General features: G+C 49.7%; 17 protein-coding genes. 2 read left to right on the top strand and 15 right to left on the bottom strand.

The window, feature by feature from the left end:
• Positions 1 to 8: 8 nt before the first annotated feature.
• From DW817_RS01830 to ftcD, 13 genes are all read right to left on the bottom strand, one after another.
• The gene (locus DW817_RS01830; RefSeq protein ID WP_009016132.1) at positions 9 to 440 is read right to left on the bottom strand and encodes an ATP-binding protein; all 432 of its coding nucleotides are present in this window, start codon (positions 438 to 440) and stop codon (positions 9 to 11) included.
• Positions 424 to 792, bottom strand: coding sequence for a DRTGG domain-containing protein (locus DW817_RS01835; RefSeq protein ID WP_014128087.1), 369 nt, complete (start codon positions 790 to 792; stop codon positions 424 to 426). Before DW817_RS01835 ends, DW817_RS01830 begins: the two co-directional genes overlap by 17 nt.
• 35 nt (positions 793 to 827) lie before the next feature.
• A complete protein-coding gene (locus tag DW817_RS01840) occupies positions 828 to 3878 on the bottom strand; it encodes a tetratricopeptide repeat protein (RefSeq protein WP_243634042.1) in 3051 nt (1016 codons plus the stop codon).
• A 260-nt stretch (positions 3879 to 4138) separates the two neighbouring features.
• Positions 4139 to 5389, bottom strand: coding sequence for an imidazolonepropionase (gene hutI / locus DW817_RS01845; RefSeq protein ID WP_009016135.1), 1251 nt, complete (start codon positions 5387 to 5389; stop codon positions 4139 to 4141).
• Between the two features lie 121 nt (positions 5390 to 5510).
• A complete protein-coding gene (locus DW817_RS01850) occupies positions 5511 to 7559 on the bottom strand; it encodes a urocanate hydratase (RefSeq protein ID WP_009016136.1) in 2049 nt (682 codons plus the stop codon).
• Positions 7560 to 7838: 279 nt separating this feature from the next.
• Entirely contained in the window at positions 7839 to 9401 is a 1563-nt protein-coding gene (gene hutH / locus DW817_RS01855; protein WP_120110736.1) for a histidine ammonia-lyase, read from the bottom strand.
• 130 nt (positions 9402 to 9531) lie between these two features.
• Positions 9532 to 10842, bottom strand: coding sequence for a Na+/H+ antiporter family protein (locus tag DW817_RS01860; protein WP_016459975.1), 1311 nt, complete (start codon positions 10840 to 10842; stop codon positions 9532 to 9534).
• Between the two features lie 658 nt (positions 10843 to 11500).
• Positions 11501 to 13027, bottom strand: a complete 1527-nt coding sequence (hutH, locus tag DW817_RS01865) for a histidine ammonia-lyase (protein WP_021736354.1) — start codon at positions 13025 to 13027, stop codon at positions 11501 to 11503.
• A 4-nt stretch (positions 13028 to 13031) separates the two neighbouring features.
• Positions 13032 to 14621 (bottom strand): BCCT family transporter, encoded by a 1590-nt coding sequence (locus DW817_RS01870; protein WP_120110740.1) that lies wholly within the window; start codon positions 14619 to 14621, stop codon positions 13032 to 13034.
• A gap of 297 nt (positions 14622 to 14918) precedes the next feature.
• The gene (locus tag DW817_RS01875; RefSeq protein WP_243634043.1) at positions 14919 to 16604 is read right to left on the bottom strand and encodes a sigma-54-dependent Fis family transcriptional regulator; all 1686 of its coding nucleotides are present in this window, start codon (positions 16602 to 16604) and stop codon (positions 14919 to 14921) included.
• A 132-nt stretch (positions 16605 to 16736) separates the two neighbouring features.
• Positions 16737 to 17357, bottom strand: a complete 621-nt coding sequence (locus DW817_RS01880; protein ID WP_009016042.1) for a cyclodeaminase/cyclohydrolase family protein — start codon at positions 17355 to 17357, stop codon at positions 16737 to 16739.
• Positions 17358 to 17386: 29 nt separating this feature from the next.
• Positions 17387 to 19057, bottom strand: a complete 1671-nt coding sequence (locus DW817_RS01885; protein ID WP_120110748.1) for a formate--tetrahydrofolate ligase — start codon at positions 19055 to 19057, stop codon at positions 17387 to 17389.
• Positions 19058 to 19087: 30 nt separating this feature from the next.
• Positions 19088 to 19993 (bottom strand): glutamate formimidoyltransferase, encoded by a 906-nt coding sequence (gene ftcD / locus DW817_RS01890; RefSeq protein ID WP_120110752.1) that lies wholly within the window; start codon positions 19991 to 19993, stop codon positions 19088 to 19090.
• A 231-nt stretch (positions 19994 to 20224) separates the two neighbouring features.
• Between ftcD and DW817_RS01895 the strand changes: the two genes are divergently transcribed.
• Both DW817_RS01895 and DW817_RS01900 read left to right on the top strand, forming a co-directional pair.
• The gene (locus DW817_RS01895; RefSeq protein ID WP_016459973.1) at positions 20225 to 20794 is read left to right on the top strand and encodes a HutD family protein; all 570 of its coding nucleotides are present in this window, start codon (positions 20225 to 20227) and stop codon (positions 20792 to 20794) included.
• Between the two features lie 10 nt (positions 20795 to 20804).
• Positions 20805 to 21434 carry a formate/nitrite transporter family protein gene (locus tag DW817_RS01900; RefSeq protein WP_120110756.1) on the top strand — a complete coding sequence of 210 codons (630 nt, stop codon included), beginning with the start codon at positions 20805 to 20807 and terminating at the stop codon, positions 21432 to 21434.
• Between the two features lie 41 nt (positions 21435 to 21475).
• On the opposite strand, the gene DW817_RS01905 is transcribed toward DW817_RS01900, so the two are convergent.
• Positions 21476 to 23071: a hypothetical protein gene (locus DW817_RS01905; RefSeq protein WP_120110760.1), complete on the bottom strand. Its 1596-nt coding sequence runs from the start codon at positions 23069 to 23071 to the stop codon at positions 21476 to 21478.
• A gap of 144 nt (positions 23072 to 23215) precedes the next feature.
• On the bottom strand, positions 23216 to 25093 hold the full coding sequence (ftsH, locus tag DW817_RS01910) for an ATP-dependent zinc metalloprotease FtsH (protein ID WP_009016036.1): 1878 nt from the start codon (positions 25091 to 25093) through the stop codon (positions 23216 to 23218).
• Positions 25094 to 25096 lie beyond the last annotated feature (3 nt).

Raw genomic sequence — 25096 nt, forward strand, 5'->3', positions numbered from 1 at the left:
CTTTCTCGTTACTGACAAAGGAAGGTCATGATGACCGTAGTTCCTTCCCCTACCTTTGTCTGGATTTCAAACGCATCGGATACTTTCTTCATATTGGGAAGACCCATGCCGGCCCCAAATCCCTTGGCACGGATTTCTTCCGAAGCCGTGGACCAGCCTTCCTGCATGGCCTTCTGTACATCCGGGATCCCCGGACCATGGTCGATGACCCTTACAGTAATGGCTTTCGGCGAAAAATCCGCAAGGACCTTGCCCCCGCCGCCATGGATCAGACAATTGATTTCCCCTTCGTAGGTTCCAATGGCAACGCGGCGCACAAGTTCCGGCGAGAGCCCCAGCTGCTGGAGCATTTCCTTGATGGAAATTGACGCCGCACCGGCCCGTTCGAAATCGTCTTTTACAACAGGATATTCCTTTTCCACGTCAGCGACTCTCCGCATCCTTCGCGGTGCAGCCTCGCAGTCCCAGACTGTAGAGACGGCCACAAGCTTCGAACATGGTGCACTTCGTGTAAAGAACGGGGATATCCTTTCTCTTGGCGGCCATGAGAACATCGCTTTCAGGATGCTTGTCACGAACAAAAATAATGGCAGCAATATCGCTGACATCAGCCGTACGGACAACTTGGATATTGAGAAGTCCCGTCAAAAGCACTGCCTTGTTCTTGGCATAGGCCAGGACATCACTCATCATATCACTGCCGCAGGCCATTTTTACTTCCCGGTTCAGGAGATTTTCCCCACTGGCCACTTGGGCATCCAGGACTTCCACTGCTTGTTTCAAAGTAATCATGTTTTTTCCTCCTCTTGGTGATCAATCAAATCGCGTTAGGAACGTCGTGTAATACAAAACAGACTTTCCAGCTGCTGCCGTTCCCAAGCATCCCGATGGGAGTCAAGGGCCTGCAGCGCTTTGGTCGCATAGCTGGACATACTTCCCGGGTAATGGATACTGATGGAACGTTGGGGATACTGATGCTTGATCAGGGCAATTGCCATATAGACATAGCCCGCTTCCCGGGGATTATTCATCTTACTGAGTTTCTGCACAGCATCATCTAGGAAGCACTCAGCCTCCTTTTCCTGCTCCTTGCGCATGGAAAGCAGCGCCAGATAGGCTTCCACGATTGGATGGCGCCAGCAGAAATTATAACGGGGGAAGAGTTTATAGGCCTGGCGAAAATATTTCTCAGCCTGCTCATAACGACCCATGGCATAACAAACGACACCGGCATTACAGGAAAAGACAACCCAAGAGCTGTAGGCATCCTGGTCCCGTGCGTATTCCATGGCCTTGTCATAGTAGTCAAGGGCTTCTTGGTAACGGCCCATGCCGCGCCGGATTTCACCCAAATAATTATAGGCACCAGCAATATTCAGGGCATACCGCCGCTGGACGCTCTGGGTCACCATGAAAGTGGAAATTGATTCCTTGAGGAGCCGTTCCGCTTCAGAGAAATTCCCCTGCATGATCATGTTAAGCCCTTTGAGACGAAGGAGAATACCCATTTCCTTATGATAGTTGCACTCATCGGCTACATTGAGAGCAAGTTCCAGATAGTTCCGCATCTCTTCCGTATTGCCAATCTGGATGTCGTAGTAAATCATCTGCTTGTAGCCCATAAGGAGATAATCGAGATTTCGCACCTCGGAAGCAATCTCCACAAGGCTCAAGATGTTCCGGACCCCTTTTTCATATTCACCGGTCCGGATATAATGGCGGCCCATAAGGTGCAGGTAAGTCATATCAAGGTCCTTGACCTCACTGGTTTCCCCATAGGTCCGATGGATGGTGTGCATCATCTCATCGACTTCACTCACCAGTTCATCCAGGTGCAGTTCCAAAGAAGAGCTTTCAAGCCGGCTTTCTTCCACACCGCCGGTCACGTCAAGGACAGGAAACAGTTCATTGCTGAAATTGAGGTAATACATGAGGGTCTTGAGCTTATAGCGCCCCATGTTCACCAGTTCCCCCGACTCCTTATAGTGATATTCCAGATGGCGATAGATCCGGATATCCTGAGTGGAATGAGTGAGTCGTTTTTCCCAAAGTCCGGCCACGTAGCTATGAAGGATCCGCCATTTTTCCGGTGAAATCTGCTGTTTGACATAACTTGCCAGTTTCTGCTGAATGATTTCATAGAGCACTTCCGGCTGTTGGGGAATGGCCTTGATAAAGCCTGTTTTTTCCAGAACTTCCAGGCTTTCCAGGACCTGAAGGTTATTGAGGTGCATATATTCCGAAATCATGGCCAGCGGCGCGCCGTCGTAGAAAAGAGCGATGAAGTCAAGAATCTTGCGCTCTTCATCGGACAGAGCAGCACAGCCATTGCGGAAAATGGTTCGAACATTTTCCGTCAAGTTGTCGAGGCTCCCCGTCGTTTTCAAGGCCATAAGGTATTCCTTGAGAAGAAAAAGATTGCCCTCCGAATCCGCAAGGAGTTGACTAATGATGTCGTCTGTAAGGGGAACGCCCGGTTGGGAGGCTTCACTGACAGCCTTGACCGTGTCCTTCGTCAAGGGCAAAAGCTCCACACGGTGCACTTTTTCATACATGGAAACGGTTGAGACAAATTGCTGAAAGTCCTTGTCCTCACTGCTGCGAGCCGTGAGAAAAAAGAGGAAGCGATGGGATTTTTGATGAAGGATCAGGCTTGTCAGAAGCGACAGACTGAAGGGATCCATCCACTGCAGGTCTTCAAAAACAATCACGAACGGTCTTGCAGCCGCCACTTCTTCCAAAAGGGAATAAAAGGTATGGAAAATGGCATCAAATTTCAGCATTTCCTTGATTTCGCCAAGACCTGATTCATGTCCATCCGTCACGTCAAACTGTGGAAAAAGTTTGTAGATCCGGTTGGGATCGATGGTGGAGACCCGAATATGTTCCTTTTGGATCAGGCTGCGCAGCGCATCAAGGATGCTTGTCCACGGACGTAGGAGAATATTGCGTTCCGGCTGAAAGCAATTGGTCTGGACGATAGCAAATTCCGGAGGCAGCTGATCCAAAGCCGCATCTTTCACAAGGGTCTTGCCGCTGCCCGCATTGCCATAAAGGAATATGGCTGTGTTTTCCCCCGCCCTCACAAAGCGATCCAGTTGGTTCCGAAGCAGCTGGGTTTCTTTTTCCCGCCCCAAAACATTCGGTCCCAGGCTGCTCAAGGTGGAATGTCCCTTGGCTTCTTTTGCCGAAGCCTCCTTCATCATGGTTTCAATTTCCGGCGGTACGCTGCTCTGGAGTTCTTCACGGAAGAGTTTTTTCATCTCATCGTAAAGCTCCAACGCCTGCCGCATATTGCCCTGCTCACAATAAGTACGCAGCAAGAGGATATAGATGCTTTCATCATAGGGGTTATGGGTAATGAGCTGCCGGCCGTAGCGCGTGACTTTGGCCATGTTGCCAATGGCAACAGCTTCCTTGAGCTTTTGAAAAAGAACGTCCAGATAAAGGCCTTCAAGACGGTCACGTTCCGTAAGATACCAGGATTCATATTCCGGGGAATCCTTCACATAAAAACCTTGGAGGAAACTTCCTTGGTAAAGGTCCAGCTGGTTGCCCGGGTCCCTTTCAAATTCCGTAACGTCCACCTTAAAGTCAATGTCCGGATTGACCTTGATAATCGCCTTCCGTGGGGAGACAAAGACATTGGGTCCCAAGAGCTTTTTCGTTTCATAAATGGCATTGCGGAGATTTTTCCTAGCAATGGCATCGGATTTATCCCCCCAAAGGATTCCACTCAGCTCATCACGCATGACCGTTCCTTTGACGAGAATATAATATACGAGGGCATTCACTTTATTGTACGGAAAAAAGACTTCCTGCCCATCTTTTTTGATTACTGGTGCGCCTAAAAAACGCGCCTCAAGAGTATGCGCCATGATCCCTTTCCCTCCAATCATCCGGCACGCATCCGCATCAGATGTCATTACTCAAAGTCTCCTCCATTATAATATAAAAACGCCGATATGACAAAGGAATCCGGTCGTAACGTTGGCTTATTTCCTACCGTTTCCGCAATTTGCAGTTTGGATGATCGAAGCTTTTCCTTACGTCTTTAGAGAAGCAGCATACAAAAGCCTTGCGCCGCGCAAAAAGGCAAAAAAGGAAGCTCCCACCCGAAAGCAGGAGCCTCCTTTGATTAAACGGAAGCCGTATGAACGAGCTCACCTTTCTTGATGACTTTTTCTACAATGTTGACGCCTGTATGATAGGGGAGGAACTTATAGGAAGGATATTGAAGAATCGTCAGATCTGCCTGTTTACCGACTTCAATGGACCCAATCCGGTCAGCTCTCCCTACGGCAGCAGCCCCATTCAAAGTAAGGGCCGTAATGGCTTCCTCGGCCGTCATATGCATATAGATCACAGCCAGGCCAAGCATGAGCGGTACGGAGAAGGTAAAGCCGCTTCCCGGGTTGAAATCCGTTGCAAGCGCCACGGCACAACCCGCGTCAATCATCTCCCGAGCCCGGGCAAAAGGTTCACGCAAGCAGAACGCGGTCGTCGGCAAAAGGGTCGAAACGACACCATTTTCAGCCATGGCCTTGATGCCTGCATCGGACGCGTGAAGGAGATGATCTGCACTTGTGGCTTTAAGTTCACCAGCAAGTTCCGAACCGCCAAGGGATACGATCTCATCTGCGTGGATCTTGAGCTTGAACCCCATCTCCCGGGCTTTCTTAAGGTACTGACGGCTTTCGTCAACGGAGAAAACCCCTTCTTCACAGAAAATATCGCAAAATTCGGCAAGGTTTTCCTTTTTGACAACAGGCATGACTTCCTTTAGGAGGAAATCCAGAAACGCTTTGCTGCGCCCTTTATATTCAGGCGGGACCGCATGGGCCCCAAGGAAGGTAGAAACCAATTCAATCGGCTGGGAAGCATTCAGCTTCCGCGTCACATGAAGCTGCTTGATTTCTGTGTCGTAGTCCTGCCCATAACCGCTTTTGGCTTCGACCGTAGTCACACCCATGGCGAGCATCTTCTTGAGATGGTCCATGGCATGATCGGCAAGTTCCGCTTCCGACGCTTCCCGAGTTGCTTTCATGGTGTTAATGATTCCGCCGCCGCGGTTCATGATGTCCATATAGCTCATCCCGCCCATACGCCAGAGAAATTCATCTGGACGATATCCGCCAAAAACAAGGTGGGTATGGGAATCAACAAATCCGGGGAGGACCGCTTTGTGAGCAGCATCGATCTGGTTTTCCCGGGGAACTTCCTTTTCCCATTGGGCTGGGTCACCAATTCCTTTGATGATTCCATCCTCGATAAAGATGGAAGTATTTTCATAGACCTTGACATCACCCATTGCCTTGCCAAAGCAGGCCGAATGGCCTTGGGGCGTCACAATTTGGGATGCATTGCGAATCAATACTTTTTTCGTCATAGTGGGCTCCTTTTTCAGAGGGGGGAGAAGACTCCCCCATCATATCGTCAAAGAGATTGCCGCCTTAAGGCAGCAATCTCCCGACCAAAATGATGAAGTTGAAGAGGAATCGAAGGGAAACTCAATCTTTGATGACATGAGCCGTCGGATATACCTTGGCAACAGCCTCCTTGACCTTCTTATCATCAGCCAAGTAAGGAATCGTCAGGTGCCCAATCCCAGCGCGGGTACCATTGAATTCAACAGCCGTTTCCATAGCATGTTCGTTGCGGGCCCAACTGCGGCGGGCAACCCCGCTCATAACATCCCAGCTCAGTGCGCTGCGAATGATTTCATCAACTCTGTGGCTGCCGTCAAGAACAAGGCCGAAGCCGCCATTGATGGCTTTACCAATCCCGACGCCGCCGCCATTGTGGAGGGCAACAAGGCTCATGCCGCGGGCCGCGTTACCCGCATAAGTTTGAACGGCCATATCAGCCATAACGTTGGAGCCATCTTTGATGTTGCTCGTTTCACGGAACGGGGAGTCCGTACCGGATACGTCGTGATGGTCACGTCCCATCATGACAGGACCGATTTCACCTTTGCGGACCAGTTCATTGAACTTGAGGGCAATATTGACACGGCCGATTTCATCCTGATAGAGGATACGGGCCTGGGTACCAACGACCATCTTGTTCTTTTCAGCGTCGCGGATCCAGATGTAGTTATCGCGATCTTGATAGCGACGGTTCGGATCGATGCAGCTCATGGCAGCCATATCGGTCTTATGCAGATCTTCCGGCTTGCCGCTCAGGCAGACCCAACGGAACGGGCCATAGCCGTAATCAAAGAGCTGCGGTCCCATGATATCTTCGACATAGCTCGGCCAAATGAAGCCGTCCTTATCATCAACGCCGTTCTTGGAGATTTCCGTTACACCGGAATCAAAGACAGCTTTCATGAAAGAGTTGCCATAGTCAAAGAAATAGATTCCTTTGCTGGTAATGCGTTTCAGTGCATTGTAATGGGCATGGAGGGTCTTATCAACGAGTTCACGGAAATGCTTGGGATCTTCGGCAAGCATCTTCGTACGTTCTTCAAAAGTCAGGCCCTGCGGGCAGTATCCGCCGTCATATACGTTGTGGCAGCTGGTCTGGTCGGACACAAGGTCAACATGGACATCATGGTCAGCGATATATTCAAGAAGGTCGACAATGTTCCCATGATAAGCGTAGGCTTTGCCTTCCTTTTTAGCCATTGCATCCTGAGCCAATTTGATGACCTCCGGAATGGAATCAGAGACTCCCGTAATCCAGCCCTGATCAAGACGGGTCTTGATGCGGGATGCATCGACTTCAGCAATGATGGCTGCGCAGTTAGCAATGATAGCCGCCTTGCCCTGAGCGCCACTCATACCGCCCAAGCCGCTCGTGACAAAGAGTTTGCCGCCCAGGTCCCCATCTTCTGGAATCCCCAGTTTCATACGTCCGGCGTTGAGGATCGTATTGAAGGTCCCATGGACAATCCCTTGAGGGCCAATATACATCCAGCCGCCAGCAGTCATCTGACCATAGTTGGCAACGCCCATTTCTTCGGCGATTTCCCAATCATGGAGGTTATCATATTCGCCAACCATGATACCGTTGGAAATAATGACACGCGGAGCTTCCGGTTTAGAACGGAAGAGGCCCAGGGGATGACCGGATTCCATGACAAGGGTCTGATCCTGTGTCATTTCTTCCAAGTAGCGTTTGATCAGAAGGTACTGCATCCAGTCATGGCAGACGGATCCTGTTTCACCATAGGTGACCAGTTCATACGGATAGAGGGCAACTTCAAAGTCCAAGTTGTTGTCAATCATGACCTGGAAAGCTTTGCCTTCCGTGCATTTTCCTTTATATTCATCAATTGGTTTGCCATAGATGCGGCCTTCCGGGCGGAAACGATAGCCATAGATACGGCCGCGAGTCGTCAATTCTTCGAGGAACTCTGGGATGAGTTCATCATGATATTCTTCAGGAATGTAGCGCAGGGCATTTTTCAGTGCCAGTTCAGTCTGGGCAGGGCTGAGGCGGAAGCCGCGGTCAGGGGCTCTGCGGATGCCTTCCTGGAAAGGTTTCTTCGGAGGAAGTCCATTGGGGAATTCCAGTTTGATTGTCATTGCCTTTGCGATATCAGCATTTTTCATGTCGTAACCACTCCTTCTTTCACACGATATCCTGATGAACGGGGCTTTTCCCCCATCTCGTTTACGACCTTATTCTATCGATTCATCATCTAAAAAACGTCGAATTTGAACAGTCAAAGAAAATCATTTTAAAAATATTTCCGACTGTTTTTTGACGGAAAAACGCTTCACCGTCAGAAAAACCGTCCAAAAAGGAAGTACTTTTCCGCCTTATGAACAAGAGCAGCCGCCCAAGGCCGCTGCTCTTGTGTAACCGATAACTCCGGTTCAAAGTATGGATCAGAAGAACTTGAGGTCTGCCTTATCTTCAACGGCTTCAAGGATGTCACCACGCTTGACGACGTCCGTAATCTTTTCGAGTTCCTTGAACATTTCAATATCCTTATCATAAGCGATGAAGGCATTGGTCTTACGAACCGTGTCGTAAGCAGCCTGTGTACCATCACCCAGTTTGAAGCCTTCACCAGCACGCAGGTCGATAGCTTGGCAGGCGGCGAGGATTTCCGTTGCAATCACGCGGCGGACGTTGAAGCAGATTTCTCCCGCTTTGCGGGCTGCCGCAGCGCCCATAGAAACAAGATCTTCCTGATTTTCGCAGCTTGGGATGGAGTCGACCGATGCCGGATGGGCAAGAACCTTGTTTTCACTGACAAGGGCAGCGGCTGCATATTGGGTGATCATGAAGCCGGAGTTCAGGCCCGGATGAGCAACGAGGAAGGACGGGAACCCACTGAGGGAGTTGTTGATGGTCCGTTCCAAACGACGTTCCGAAACGTTGGCAATTTCCGAAAGACCAATACCAAGGAAGTCAAAAGGAAGGGCCATCGGTTCACCATGGAAGTTGCCTCCGGAGATGACTGCGCCATCAGGCAGGACAATGGGGTTATCCGTAGCGGAGTTGATTTCGATATCAACCTTTTCTTTGACAAAGCCCAGGGCATCCTTGCTGGCGCTGTGGATCTGCGGTACGCAGCGGAGGGAGTACGGATCCTGAACCTTCAGTTCCCCCTGATGGGTAACGTAGGTAGAGTTTTTCAGGAGGCTGCGGATGTTGTAGGCCGTATCAAGCTGGCCGCGATGAGGACGGATCGTATGGAGCCGTTCGTCAAAAGCATCAATGATGCCGCGGTTAGCTTCCATCGTAAGGGCAGCAGCGATATCACTCTGCTTGAGAAGGAGCATGCCATCCCAAAGGGCGAAGGTACCCATAGCCGTCAGGATCGGAGTCCCATTGATGAGGGCCAGACCTTCCTTGGCAACAAGGCGGATGGTCGGGATCCCAGCGCGATCCATGGCTTCCTTGCCGCTCATCAGTTTGCCCTGATATTCAGCATCACCCAATCCAAGCATCGGAAGGACCATATGAGCTAACGGAGCAAGGTCACCGGAAGCCCCGAGGGACCCTTTTTCGGGAATATAGGGATGAACACCCTTGTTGATCATATCGACGAGAACATTCAAAGTTTCCAAACGGATACCGGAGTACCCTTTGACCAAAGCATTGGCGCGGATCAGCATGGCAGCGCGGGTCACTTCACGGGACAGGGGATTGCCATAACCGCAGGAATGAGTGCGGATGAGGTTTTCCTGGAGCTGGCTGCAGTCTTCCTTGGAAATGGAAACACGGCAAAGGGAACCGAACCCGGTTGTCACCCCGTAAACAACTCTTTCATTATCTACGATATCATCGATAAGGGCACGGGAAGCCTTGATGCGGTCAATAGCGTCAGGATCGACCTTGATCTTGGCGTCGTAGCGGCTGACAGCCACCAATTCTTCGAGGGAAAGGTCATTTCCGGTCAGGACTACTTCTTTAATGTTCTTTACATCTTTCAACAGCATTGTTCGTCATCCTCCTTACAAGATAAGCACATGGTTTATGGAATGTATGGATCCAGCATTACAAAAGAGAGAATTTCCAAAGGAATCGGCTGCCTCTTTGCAGGGAAGGGGCAGCCGGCCAGGTAAAGCCTTACCCGAGAATCATGGCGCCAATGACGCCGCCAATCAGCAGGGTAATATCGTAGAAGATAAAGGTAGGTACACAGGTGTCCCAAATATGGTTGTGCTGACCATCTGCATTCAGACCGGACGTCGGGCCCAAGGTAGAGTCAGAAGCCGGGGAGCCAGCATCACCCAAAGCGGCAGCAATACCGATGAGCAGGATGATGGAGCCAGTCGAGAAACCAAGTTTGTAGCCCATAGGAATGTAAATGGAGGCGACAACCGGGATGGTCCCGAAGGAAGTCCCAATCCCCATAGTGATGAGCAGCCCAACAAGGAGCATGACGATAGCACCGCTCAGCTTGGTGTTGATGACAGCCGTCGTCGCATTGACAAGGGATTCCACAGAGTGGGTTTCACGAAGGACCTGAGCATAGCCAGCAGCTACGAGCATAACGAAAGCGATGAAGCCCATCATGGCAACGCCGCCATCAACGTATTTGTCGATTTCTTTCCATTTGATGGCACCCGTAAGGATCATGACAAGAAGTCCACAGGAAGCACCAATCGGCAGGGATTCGAAATGAAGCTGGGCAACAAAGGCAACGATGGCAGCAGCAAGGGCCTTCCAGCAATCAGCCGACATCTTGACATCTTCTTCGGAAATTTCATTGGCACCAGCAATGGGCAGATCTTCATATTCACGGTCTCTCGTGCCATAGAGCATAACGGCCAAGACAAGACCCACAAGCATGGAAGCACCGCCGATCCACATAACGGAAGAAATATCTCCAATTCCTACATCCACTTTATTGGCAACCATCTGATCTTTGATGATGGTCATGAAAAGCAGACCAAACCCAACAGGCAGGGAAACATACGGAGCTTTCAGGCCGAAGGTCAGTGCACAGGCAACGGCACGGCGGTCCAGCTTCATTTTGTTCATAACGTGCAGCAGGGGCGGGATCAAGATAGGAATGAAAGCAATATGAACAGGAATCAAGTTCTGGGAGAAGCAGGCAAAGAAAGCAATGGTGAAGCAGAAAAGGATCTTCTTTGTGCCGACAGCCTTTGCAATCTTGCGGGCTGCAATATCAGCCAACCCGGAGCGGCCAATGGCAACGGCCAAGATTCCCAGCAGAATGTAGCTCAAAGCCGTTTCCGAGTTTCCCCCCATCCCAGCAATAAGGGTGCTGAATGTCTTGGGAAGATCCATGCCGCCCGTCAATCCAGCAATGACACCGGAAATCAGGATGGCCAGCAGTACGTTCATTTTCATCAAGCAGAGGGCAGACATGACAACAACAGATATGACAATTGGGTTGGTCAAAATATCCATGTAATCCTCAACTCCTTTTCATTTTGGTTTTTCCGTACCAATCAAATCATCGGGAAGCTGCCTGCTCAACTTCCTGTTAATTTACGTTTTCATTTTAGTCAGTGTCTGACAAAAAAACGTCAAAAAGATTTTTGTTGTCAGTTATTTTTCTTTTCTGCAAAAAGCCGAATTTTTTTGACGAAAGACAATGATATACCACGCTAAAGCACTTTTACCGTCACAAAAGGCTCACAGAGCCATTATTTCTTTATAACTGCATTCTGTATACAGTTTATCATTTTAGATGATTTGCTTTTTCTCAAACGTAAAATTACGAATATAATAGGTATTACTTATATTTTTATTTATATCATATCGAATAATAAAGAGTTTATTTTCTTTTCTATTTTCCCTCTTAATTTTCTTTAAATTTTATAAAGTCCATTTTTACTCCCTTATTTAGCATTTTTTCGTTCTGGATGCCCATACACGTCATAAGTAATGGTGCCCCTTTTTCCATATAGAAGGAATGTTTCATCAATCAATGAGTAAAAAGAACGTAAACTTTCTCCTTCTCCCTGCTTTTTATACCGCTCCCAGCATATCACACAAAAATAGGACCGCAAAGAAATGAACGCATCATTTCTTTGTGGTCCCGTATCAACAGTCGTCCTCTGTTTCAGTTCAGTTTCTTTCCCATCCCTTTTTCTGCCCAGTCGATGATCCTGCCTTCATGGATCATATCCCGCAGCCACTCGATATGGGGATAAAGGAACATATCATTTTCCATGACGGGTACTTTCTTGCCAATTTCCGCTAAAATCCTAGCAGACGCTTTTCCCCGCTTGATACCAGGTTGAACAAATGGCTGGGCCTCATAAACAGACAGGAGTTCAATGGCAAGGATATATTCAAGTTTTTCTGCTGCAATGAGCGCTTTTTTGGTTGCATTATACCCCATGGCCACGTAATCTTCTTGATTGCCGCAAGTCGGTGTATTGTCAATGCTTGCCGGGGTTGACAGGATGCGCATTTCGTTGAGAAGACCAGCCTGGGTATATTGAGGAATCATAAGACCGGAATTAAGGCCCGGATTTTTGATCAGGAACCATGGATGACCTGAAAGACTGCCATCAATCAGACGATTGTTTCGCCGCTCCGACATCTTTGCCAGCATGGTGGCTGCGATAACAGATGAATCCATGGCAAGCCCGACGTAGGAAGAATCCGGATTGCAGGCTGAAATAACGTCAGCGTCCTTCTTCCCTGGCCAGATAATTGGATTGTCGCAGCAGGAATTGATCTCCGTTTCGATGCTTACGAGCGCGTCGTTCAATGTCTTTTTTGCTGCTCCATGAAGCTGGGGAATACAGCGCAGCGAAAGGGCATCCTGAACCCGGCTTCCTGCCGCCTTTTTGATGACAGCAGAATCAGCAAGAAAATTTCTGACGTTTTCCGCTGTTTTTCCTTGATCTAGATGAGGGCGCACAGACATGACCCGCTCATCAAAAGCATTCATGACGCCCTCGAGGGCTTCTACACTCATGGCGCCAATAACATCAGCCGTTCTGGCCGCCTTAAGGAAATCATAAAGAGCGATGGCTGCCATTGCAGTCGGTGATGTCGTTCCCGAAACGAGCGCAAGCCCCTCCTTACTTGATAGTTCAAGAGGAGAAAGGCCGACTTTCTTAAGCGCCTCCGCACCAGATAAAAGCTCCCCGCCTGACCACGCCTTCCCTCGCCCCGTAAGGACAAGGGCCATATGGGCCTCAGGGCTTAAATAGCCGACACTTCCCTCCCCCGGGGCCCAGGGGATCACTCCGAGATTGAGGCACTGCCGGATCTGCTCCAATACGCACAGGCGCACACCGCTATAGCCCTGTCCCAAGTTCTGGAGCATCATAAGCAGCGTGCCCCGTACCACTTCTTCTGAAAGGGGCGCCCCCACAGATGTCGAATGGGAAAGGATGATATTGGTCTGGAGCTGGGCCGTTTCCTTCTTATCGATGGCTTTGGTGCAAAGGGCACCAAAACCGGTTGTCACCCCGTACATGACTTTTTCTTCATCCACCCATTTTTCCACCAAAGCCCGGGACGCATTGACCCGGTTTCGATAAGTTGCCGAAAATTCCACCTTGGCGTGACGGCGAACAATGTCTATAAATTGATTGAGGCAGAGGTGTTTGCCCAGACAAATCGCTCCCATACGATCACTTTCCTTCCCTTTCTACTTGGTCAACACTGTCTACAATATCCTTTTTCGTCTGATTGTCGAAGAAGAAGACCTTGACAGCAGCCAGTACCTGAAGAATAAAGATGGCTAGAACCACAAATCCCCCACAGGCTGCAAGGAACTTGACCCCGTCAACTCCTTGGGCACCGCCGCCAAAAGCAACCATGATGCAGGCAATGGCGCCGATGGAAACGCCCCAGACCACCTTCTGCCAAAGAGCCGGTTCCTCATCGTGACGGGCACCAGCCGTGCAAAGTGCGGCAATCGTCGTGGACATCGTATCGGCCGTCGTAGAGAAGGCAGCGATGAGTGTGACAATGATAACAGGAACCAGGAGCGATCCCAAAGGAATTGCCTGAAGGAAGGTCCAGATCCCAGCCACGGCGCCGCCGGTCTTAATGGCCCCTACGATGTCAACACGGCCGGAAAGCTGCCAATCAAGAGCGGTGCCGCCCCAAACGGCAAACCAAACAAGGCCAAAGACGGCCGGCAAGATCCAGTTGATGAGCAAAAATTGCTTAACGGTGCGGCCATAGGCGCTCATGGCAAAGAAAATTCCCATGAGCGGTGCATAGGCAATCCAAATGGCCCAGTCATACATGGTCCACCAGGTCACAAGCGCCTTGCCGCCTGCAATATAGGGATCAAGCCCCCATGTCCAAAAACGGTCAAGCCAGTAGCCCACACCTACATTGGCTAGGTTCAAGATATAAACCGTCGGGCCAATGATAATAAGCAGGAAAAGCAGCAAATAAAAAATCTTTGTCGTCAGGTTGGCCAGCCACTTGATTCCCCGATCAATGCCAAGAACCGAAGCAATTGTGAACGTCGCCGTAATAATAGCCGTCAGGATGATCCAGACAGAAGGACCCTGACTGATACCATAAGCGGCGGTAAGGCCAGATCCAACAAGGGCAAGGCCCGCGCCTAAGGAAGCCGCAAGACCAAGACCAATGGCTAGGACGGAAAGAGTATCGACAACGGACTTAAAGACGCCTTTTGTCACCTTTTCCCCGAATAAAGGTGTTAGGGAAGCAGAGACCGAAAGTTCTTCATGCCGATTGTAATACATGTAGGCAATGATCACACCGCTCAAGGCATACATGGCATAGGGAATGAAGGTCCAGTTATAGAAGCAGCGGGCCATGGAAAAAAAGACAGCTTCTTGGGAATAGGGCTCAATCCCCGAGCCTTCCAGTTCACCATAGATATTTCCCAAATAAATGATAGGTTCATTGACACCATAGGTAATGAGGCCAGTTGCAATTCCACCGGTAAGCGTCATGGCAAACCAAGCGCCAAAGGAAAATTTTGCCTTGGCATGGGGCCCGCCGAAGCGAATCTTGCCCAGGGGAGAAAATGCCAAGATTGTAATGAGGAGCAACGTCCCTAAAGCGACCCATTGATAGAGCCATCCAAACGTTTCCAATGACCAGCCAAAAATAGCGGACGTAACTTTTGTCAGCCATGCATTATTGACAACACCTAAGATGGCGGCGCCGCCAATCACAAGGAAGCAGGGAATGAACACATCCCAGCGTACAGCTCTTTCCTTCTTTCCATCCATGATCTTTCAACCTCCAAGGGCACATACAAGGTTTTACCAAGAAAGCGGACGGGATGCCCCATGACCCTCCCTCTTCTTTTGGCTAAGTCAGCCATTTCTTTACTAAAGTATATTGCAAAAGCCATGCCAACTAAAAAAAGAGTTCAGGGGTCTGCCAAGCCAATAGGTTCTGTTACTTATCTTGCAGATCTTGTACAAAAAGCGCTTGGCATGAATTCATTTTCCCATCATTCCAAGCGCTTCCTACTTTTTTCTTAGAAGAATTTTTTGCAGCAAGATTTTCTGGCGCCAATATTTCTATTTATCTAATAGCCTATCCCCGCTTTCCGTTTCCTGGAACTTCTTCATATGATACTGGAAATTTTGCCGCGTAAGACCTAGGGCCTCCGCTGCTTTTGTTACGTTTTTCCCGCAGGATAGATAGGTATTCCACAAAAGGTTCCGTTCAAAATCGTCCATTTGCTCGGCAAAGGTCCTTCCCACTGCTGCAGGAACCGGATCCATCTCTTCCCGTCCGGTTTCCTTTCGTTCCAAAGGAGCGGAATGACGCAGAAAATAAGAGGGAAAATCACGTTCATCGAGTATGCCATTTTGGGATACACTGATGGCATAGCTCAAGATATGAAAGAGTTCCCGCACGTTGCCTGGCCAATCATGTTCCAAAAGACGGCGCCAAAACTTGGACGTTAGTTCATGGATGGGCTGAGCCGTCAGATGTGGATGGTGGTCGATAAAATATTGGACGAGCTCCGGCAGATCTTCCATCCGTCTGCGGAGAGGCGGAATTTCAAGGATAAGGGAAGATAAACGATAAAAAAGATCCTGACGCATCTTCCCCTCTTGACTTAAGCGATACACATCCTCATTGGATGAGGAAAGGATCCGGACATCAATGGGAATAGAACGGGTACTTCCTATCCGCTGCAGCGTCTTTTCCTGCAGGACGCGGAGCAATTTTGCCTGCATGAGAGGACTCATGGAGTTCACTTCGTCGAGAAACAAGGTTCCGTGATTTGCCGCTTCGATGAGACCAATCTTATCCGTGGCGCCTGTAAAAGCACCCTTGACCGTACCAAAGAGCATACTGTCAATGAGGGTTTCCGGAAAAGCCGCACAGTTCACGGCGATAAATTTTTCCTTCTTCCGGGAGCTATATTGATGGATGCTCTGGGCAAGGATTTCCTTTCCCGTCCCCGTTTCCCCTTCAATGAGGATGTTCATGTCCCGAAGCGCCATTTTCTGGGCAAGGCGAAGGGTTTCCCGAAGAACGCTTGAAGACCCGATAAAATCGTCAAAGGTGTAGTGGACATCACTTTTGACGGTAAAATCTTCTGTCAGATGCCGCATCAGGATGGCTTCCACTTCATGAAGAACCTGTAGCTGAGTCTTGACAGACTTCATGTCCCGCTCCACGGAAAAGGCCCCAATCAGACTGCCCTTTTCGTCAAAGACAGGTTCTGCTTCTACAACGGTCATGAGCTCCTTTCCAGTCGTTGACTTGTAGGAGTCGTAGCGGTGATGGACGGGATTTTCGCTTTTAAGAGCTGTAAAGACAGAACTGTAATCCGGATCCAAGGAAAAAACATCAAGGAGAGCCTGTCCTTCCACACTGTCTTCAAGGGGAATTCCCAGGAAGCGGCGGCTCGTTTGATTGAAAAAGGAGATGCCGCCGCTTTTGGTGTAGAGCTGGATAATATCCGGTGAGGCATCGAGAGCAGCAGCCATGAGCTTTTTTTGAATGTCTTCCTTCTTTATAAGGAAACAAGTTCCCTGGGGGATACCAAAGGAAGTATAGCCATACGTTTCTCCTTCATAGGAAAGGGTCATATCCTTTGCATTCCAAATAAAGCCTGGCAGGCTCCCCACTTTCTGACCTACATAAAAGGCCGCGTCCCGCTGTCCAGTCCAGGCCATGCCAAAAAATACCTGAAAAATAACACCGTCACCGCCAAGAAAAATGGCCAGGTCAAAGATTGATGTCATAGGCTCACCTCTTTTTGCATTGTTTTTTTCATTGTAACGGGATTTCCAATTAAGCACAATAAAAGAAAGGCGGAGAACCCGTTTTTCCATACAAAAAGAACTGCCGCAACCACTGCGGCAGTTCTTTTATTTTTAGAGATTGACTTTGCCAAGAAGGGCCTGTTCCTTCCCATCGACTTCTTTCTCGATGGCGGCCATTTTACCATTAAGGTCATCTACAAAAGTCTGGTCCTTAATGCTTCCCAAATTAATCTTGACATTAAGGAAGGCACCGCGGACAGCGGCCCGAGTGTTCATCGCAGCCACGGCACCGTCCGTGACAGCATTGGTGTTACCGCGCGTAATGACCACATCAGCCAGGGCAAAGAGTTCATTCGCCGTTTCACCAACTTTAAAAGGAACCAGAGCAGCGCCCTTAGTGGCTTCTTGGATGGCTTTGCTGCGAACAGCCTTTTCCTCGTCCGACCCTTTAGGCATCCTGAAGGCTGCCATGATCTTATTGAAGGCATTGCTGTCTTCGTCAATGAGGGCCAGGAATTGATTCTTGAGGGAAGCTGCTTTTTCAGCCACTTCCTTCATTTCCTTTTCCACAGCTGCATATTTTTCCTTGCCAAGGGTCAGATGAGCGACCATTTCGATGAGGGCTGCAGCAGAAGCCGCATTCAGGGCAGCAATGCTGCCGCCGCCCGGTGCGGGAGAAGAAGAACTCGTTTCCTGGACGAATCCCTCCACCGTCATTTTCTTTAATTCCATATCTTGATTCCTCGTTTCCTACTGTTATGTTAGAAGAGACCCGAAATCTTGCCTGATGCATCGATGTCCATATTGAGAGCAGCCGGCTTCTTCGGCAGGCCTGGCATGACCATGATATTGCTTGTCTGGCAGACAATGAAGCCAGCCCCATTGGAAACACGGACATCCTGGACAGTGATCCGGAACCCCTTGGGTGCCCCCAGAAGGGCCGGGTTGTCACTGAGGGAGTACTGGGTCTTGGCCACGCAGATAGGCAGTTTATCAAGGCCCCAATCTTCGAGCAGTTTGATCTGTTTCTTGGCGTTAGGCGTAAAATCAACCCCATCACCGCCATAGACCTTTGTCACAATCGCTTCAAGTTTATGCGGAATCGTATCGTTTACATCGTAGAGTTCAACCGGTTTGGACGTATCATGTTCGAGCAGATCAACCAGCTTGTTTGCCATGTCGATACCGCCTTCGCCACCTTTTTCCCAGCACTCGTTGAGGCTGACATCCACACCGTAGCTTTCGCATTTCTTAAGGAGCATATCGATTTCGGCCGGTGTATCCGTAGCGAATTTATTGATGGCAACCAGGACCGGCAGTCCAAAGCCGCGCATATTCTCGACCTGTTTGGCAAGGTTCGTAAACCCATCGCTGACAGCCTGGACGTTTTCCTGGGACAGTTCCGTTTTCTTGACGCCGCCATGCATCTTGAGGGCACGGATTGTAGCAACAACGACAACCGCGTCAGGATACATATTGCCATAATGGCATTTGATGTCAAGGAATTTTTCAGCGCCAAGATCAGCACCGAAACCAGCTTCCGTAACGGTAATATCACCCAGTTTAAGGGCCATCTTGGTAGCAAGAAGGGAGTTGCATCCGTGGGCAATGTTCGCAAATGGACCGCCATGGATGATAGCCGGCGTATGTTCCAGCGTCTGGACGAGGTTCGGTTTGATGGCGTCCTTCATGAGCATGGCCATAGCCCCTTCGCAGCCCAATTGATGAACGTAGACCGGGTTCCCATCAAGGTCCGGGCCAATGACAATACGGCCAAAGCGTTCCTTCAGGTCTTCAATATCATGGGCCAGGCAAAGGATAGCCATGATTTCGGAAGCAACAGTGATCATGAACCCGTCTTCGCGCACAAAACCGCAGGGTTTGCCGCCTAGACCGACAACAACGTGACGGAGGGCTCGGTCGTTCATATCCATGACGCGGCGCCAAGAAATCTGACGGGCATCGATCCGCAGTTCGTTGCCTTGATGGATATGGTTGTCAATCATGGCAGACAACAAATTATTGGCAGCCGTAATAGCGTGCATATCCCCCGTAAAATGCAGATTGATATCGTCCATAGGAACAACCTGCGCATAGCCGCCGCCAGCAGCACCGCCCTTAATTCCAAACACAGGGCCTAAGGAAGGCTCGCGGAGTGCTACGATGGCTTTTTTGCCAATCTTGTTAAGGGCTTGGACAAGGCCAATGCTCGTTGTGGATTTACCTTCCCCAGCAGGGGTGGGCGTGATGGCCGTTACCAGGACCAATTTCCCATTGGGTTTCTTTTCCAAACGTTTCAGTACATCAAGGGAAATCTTTGCTTTATAGTGACCATATTGTTCCAGTTCTTCGGGATGGATGTCCAGTTTTTCAGCAATCTTACTGATTGGCTCCATATCATTTTTTTGTGCAATCTCGATATCGCTAAACACGATAGTTCCCCCTTCCTAGATACGGGCCGCTTATTCTTCTGCATCAAGCAGACGTTTTTCAAGGATTTCGTCCATATCGAAGTTTTCGATTTGGAGATAGTACTCAGCTGCCATAAGCAGGCTCTTCATAGGAACCGTCCCAATGACTTCAGAACCAGCTACGGCAACGCCATAACGGCGGGCTTCCATCTTGACCATTTCAAAGGCGCGGTAAACAGCGGTCTTTTCATAGTTGACAAGGTTCATGGAAACCTGGGTCATGTTGCGGTCTTCCAGCTTCAGGCCAATGGCCTTGACATAGTGAAGACCGCCGCCGATATTGCGGACTTTCTTAGCAATGGCTTGAGCGATTTCAACATCCGGCGTATGCAGGTTGACGTTGAAAGCAATGAGGGGAACGCGGGCGCCAACGGCGGAGCAACCGCTTACAGCGTTCATTTCGCTGGGGCCATAATCCGGTTTCCATTCCGGTTCCTTGATCTTATCAAAGAAGCCTTCGTACTGGCCTTTGCGGACCGTAGCCAAGTTGCGCCGACCTTCACTCGTAGCGGCATCTTCATAAAGATAGACAGGAATGCCCATTTCACCATAAGCCTTACCGACCTTGTTGGCGATTTCGACACATTCATCCATGGTTACGCCCATAACCGGTGTAAAGGGAACAACATCAACGGCACCAAAACGAGGATGAGCCCCATGATGTTCACGCATATCAATCAAACCAATGGCTACCTTTGCCATATTGATGGCAGCTTCCGTTACCGCTTCAGGAGACCCGATGATGGTAACAACGGAACGATTGTGGTCAGGGTCGCTGGAATAATCCAGGATCTTCAGCCCGGAAATCTTGCGGGCTTCATCAACAATCTTTTCTACCTTTGCTTTGTCACGGCCTTCACTGAAATTCGGAACAAATTCAACCAACTTTTTAGCCATTTGAGCACCTCCATAAGATTTTACCTGTTATGTCCGTTCCCCAAAGGGACGGCTTTTTTCTGAACGACTTCATTCTATGATGGGACCGACAAAGAAACGTCTGAAAAATAAAAAAAGCGAAAAAAACTTCTTTTGACTAAAATTTGACGGTTCCACAATAGCATGGAAGCGACAGCACAGCAGGGCTGTTCCTGCTTTTCAATGGTTACCATAAAGAAACGAGGTGTCCCGATGACAGTATCAGTAATTTCCAGAAAAGACGCCGTTTCGACGACCTGGTCGGGCGGAACGACAACTGAATTCTACCTATTTCCCCGTGATGGCTCCTACAAGGAACGTCGCTTTGACCTTCGCATCAGTTCCGCGACGGTAGACCTTGAAGCATCCGATTTCACCCTTCTGCCGGATTACCAACGCATCATTACGCCCCTTGAAGGAGGCTTTACCCTCACCTACAAAGAAACAGGGGAAAAGGTGACCCTTGCCCCCCTGGAAGAAGACTTTTTTGATGGAGCCTACCATACCCATTCCATCGGAAAAGCCATTGATTTCAATGTCATGTATAAAAAAGGCATGCATGCCGCCTATAGCGTCATCAATGCGTCAAAAAAATTTGGTCTTGCCGATTTCCGCTTTCTTTACGTTCCCTTTATAGACGCAAAGGACCTCACGGGAAGTACCCTGAATGAACACTCCTTGACGCGGGACACGCTCTATGTCAGCGATGACAGGTCAGATGCCTTCGTCCTCGCCCTCAAAAAGCCGGTTTCTCTCATTTATGTTTCGGTTCGCAAAGCCTAAAGGAGCGTCAATGAGTCCCTTCACACTTTTCCGTTCCGCGGTCTGCGCAGGCTTTGCCATCGGCCTTGGCGGGGCGGTATACTTACAGCAGACCAGTAAGGCCTTGGGCGCCCTGCTCTTTACGATTGGTCTATTTGCGGTCTGTGAATGCCGGTTCCATCTTTTTACAGGCAAGGTCTGCTATGCCCGGGAACGGTCTTGGCGCAGCTATTGGGAGTACCCAGTCATCTTAGGGGGCAATTTTATTGGTGCCGGCCTGATGGCCCTCCTGCTGTCAGGTACGCGGCTTTTCAGTTTTACACAAAAAGCCGCAGCCGTCCTGATTGCCGTCAAGAATGCGGACAGTCTTGGTTCCCTTTTCATTCTGGGGTTCTTGTGCAACATCTTTGTTTTCCTTGCAGTTGAAGGCTGTCGTTCCTTTCCACACGCCATTGGAAAATACGCCGCCATCTTTTTGGGGATTGCCGTCTTCATCCTAAGCGGCTATGAACACAGCATTGCCGACATGTTCTACTACTTTACAGCAGGCGCTATGGACCTAGCCGCTTTGGGACGAATCCTTGTCATTGCCCTGGGCAATACCTGCGGCGGTCTCATTTCCCATGAAGCCGTCCAATTTGCCCGCAGAGCACAAAAATAAAAATCCTGGAATAAAAAAACGGTGCTTACGGCACCGTTTTTTCATTCCAGCCCTTTCTGGTCTTTCATATAATTGACAAAATCCTCAAATTCCAGGGTCTTGTGGTTGAGCAGCTCGTCAATCCGCATCCGAAGAATGGGCTGCGTTGTCAGTTCCCGCGCCCTGACAAGCGCCATTTGCAATTTCCCGTTCCACTTCTTATCGGGCCAAGCCTCAAGGACCTCCACAGCCACGCTGCGGGCTCCTTCGTGGAGGGAGCTCAAGCACTCGGCAATAATGTCCCCGCCCCAAGGGGGAACACTCATAAGCCCTCGCAGAAGAGGAATGACAAGCCGTTCATCCTGAAGATATGCATCCAGATGAAGCATAGCAAAATCCGTGACCTTTTCAAGACGTGCCTTGCTGCCCGACTGGAGCAAATAGGGATAAAGGAGGGTTCGCATGGGATCTTTCTTAAGCAGGTTCCATACCTGGGTATGGATGTCTATGCCCAGGATATCTGCCAGCTGCAGAGGCAGGATATTGACGGATCCATCTTTTGAGAGGATTTCCTTGGGAAGGATCTTCTTCCAGTCCCGTCCCATAACAACACCGTCCAAGGTCCCCACATAAAGATGGCACTGATTCATGCTGAGATAATCCCAATTTTCATGATCGATCATTTCCTGCAGTTCTTCCCGAAGGCTCATGAGACCTGCCACTTGTTCGAGGGTCGTCTGATGCTGCCTAGCGTGTTCAAGAAGCCGTTCCAGAACGTGGCTATAGGAAAGAGGCGGCAGTTCGAGGACCTTATCCACCCCGCCTTCCACTGGCTGTGCTTCAAAATTGACTAAAAAATCGAGATAATCAACCATGGTGTGAAGCACGGCATCAAAGGTTTCATCATCCATCCGTTCTTTTTCAAGCATTTCGAGAAAATTGCTTTTCTCGATGACAAGAAGAGCCACTGCAGGATAATCAACCGTGAGATCACAGCCATGGAGGAGAAGCCAATGTTTTTCTTCCGGCGTAATAAAATCATAGGTCGACATAGCACAGACCCGACCCCAGCCCCGCGTATGGGTCAAGATCTCCCACAGGTCCTCATTTTCAAGGAGATGCCCCAGTTCCATGGCATAGACCACAAAGCTTGTCAGTTCCTCACAGCGGGCAAGAAGCATGAGATCCTTGTGGAGGCGTTCCACTTCGTTCAGGTTCTCCTCGTTCAAGAGATGAAGACCGGTCACGGTAATGGCAAGTTTCAGGACCTCCGGGGCAAAGGCATGATAGAGCCAGCGATGGCAAAGGTTCCAAAGGGCGTCAGGGATTTCCTGCGTGGACAACAGGTCGACAAGGTAATCATTATAGATAATAAATGGAACGCTCGAGATGGAAGCATAGAGCTCCTTTTCAGCCTTGGAGTCGGGATTTTTCGCATACGCCGCAAGGGCTCCGGCGATAACAGAGCCCACCTCTTCCTGAGGTCGGTCGGGCATGCTGGCCATGTAAGAGTCGCTTGTTCCCGGTTCCCGAAACAGGACCGCATACGTGTCGACAAAATTTTGATCTTCAATGAGGTCGGGATCAAAATACCCTTCCTGATCAAGGTGATCTTTTATGATTTGGTAGAGACTGCTCTCTTCCTTCCAAAATTCCATAGTGTTCCCTTCTTTTAATCGGAGGATTCCCTCGGCTTTCCGTAGGGTAGTTCGCTTATTATATCACACTTGTCCCCGTTTGTCAGAAGGCGTCGTTTCAGAAAAAAAGCCCCGTCCCTTGCAGGGCAGGGCCAGCTTATTTTTTCACGCCCCTTCTTGGGGGCTGTTGGGAACTTGTTCGGCTGCAGCAGAGGCTGGGTCCGTTCCTTTCAGGATGGCCATGAATTCATCGCCCGTAATGGTTTCCTTCTTCAAAAGATACTGGGCAAGTTCATCCAGCTTCTGTCTATGGGTCTCAAGGATAGTCCGGGCCTTCTGGTGGGCCTCCTTGACAACTGAAAAGACAGCTTCATCAATGCGGGCGGCCGTTTCCGGCGCGCAGGCAAGGGAGGTATCACCACTCAGGTAGGCATTATTCACGGTTTCAAGGGCGACCATATCAAAGTCGCTGGTCATGCCAAACCGGGTAATCATGGCCCGAGCAAGTTTTGTTGCCTGTTCAATATCATTGGACGCACCGCTCGTGACCTTGTTGAAGACAACTTCTTCAGCAGATCGTCCCCCTGTCAAGGTAACAATCTTGTTGAAGAGTTCCTCTTTCGTCATAAGGACCTTTTCCTCTGTGTCAACCTGCATAGTATACCCCAAGGCACCGCTCGTCCGGGGAATAATGGTGATCTTATGGACCGGTGCCGATGCGGTCTGACTTGCAGCCACAAGGGCATGGCCAATTTCATGATAGGCAATGAGCTGCTTTTCCTTCTCTGAAATCACGGCACCCTTTCTCTGGGCCCCGGCAATGACCACTTCCACAGATTCTTCAAGATCCTCTTGGATGACTTCCGTACGGCCCATACGAACGGCGCGAAGGGCAGCTTCGTTGACGATATTGGCAAGTTCCGCACCGGAAGCACCGCTTGTAGCAAGGGCAACCGTATGATAATCCACATTAGGGGAAATCCGCACATCATGGGAATGAACCTTCAAAATGGCTTCCCTTCCCTTAAGGTCCGGCAGTTCCACGGGCACACGGCGGTCAAAACGGCCCGGCCGCAGGAGGGCCTTATCAAGGACTTCCGGACGGTTGGTCGCGGCAAGGATAATGACGCCCTTGCTGCCGTCAAAACCGTCCATTTCAGAAAGGAGCTGGTTCAGGGTCTGTTCCCGTTCGTCGTTGCTGCCAAAGGCGCCATTATCACGCTTTTTGCCAATGGCATCGATTTCATCGATAAAGACAATGCACGGAGCCTTTTCCTGAGCTTGTTTAAAGAGGTCGCGGACACGAGCTGCCCCCATACCAACGAACATCTCAATGAATTCTGAACCGGAAATAGAGAAGAAGGGAACCTTGGCCTCGCCGGCAACAGCCTTGGCAAGAAGAGTCTTACCCGTACCGGGAGGGCCTACAAGAAGCACGCCCTTCGGCATGGTTGCCCCAATGGCCTGGTAGCGGGATGGGTCATGCAGGAAGGACACGATTTCCTGAAGGGCTTCCTTCGCCTCGTCTTGACCCGCTACATCCTTGAACGTCTTTCCCGTCTGGGCTTCAATATAGACCTTGGCATTGCTCTTACCAAAGCTCATCATATTGCCGCCGCCCAGTTTAGGGCCCAAAAACCGCATGATCAGCTGACCAATGACCATAAAGAGCAGGAAGGGGAAAATCCAGTTGTTGAAAAATTTGGTCAACGGCGAATCCTCCCGAGGGATAACCTGGGAAAACTCCACATTAGCCTTGACCAAACGATTGACAAGTTCTGGATCCTCAACGCGGCCCGTGACAAAGATTTCATCTTTACCATCCTTGTTGCACAGAAGGGCGATGCGGTTCTGATTGATTTCTACTTTGGAAGCCTTGCCTTCATCAACCATCTTCAGGAAGTTGGTATAAGTAACTTCCTGGACGCGAGGTTTAAAGAACATGGGCGTAATGATCGTATTGATAACGAGAATGATGAGGATGGCCGCAAGGTAATAATAAAAGACACGTTTGGAATGATCTTGATGAGGAGAATCATTCATAGT

It is taken from the genome of Acidaminococcus sp. AM33-14BH (genome assembly GCF_003603525.1).
In the GTDB taxonomy this organism is placed as follows: Bacteria; Bacillota; Negativicutes; order Acidaminococcales; family Acidaminococcaceae; genus Acidaminococcus; species Acidaminococcus intestini.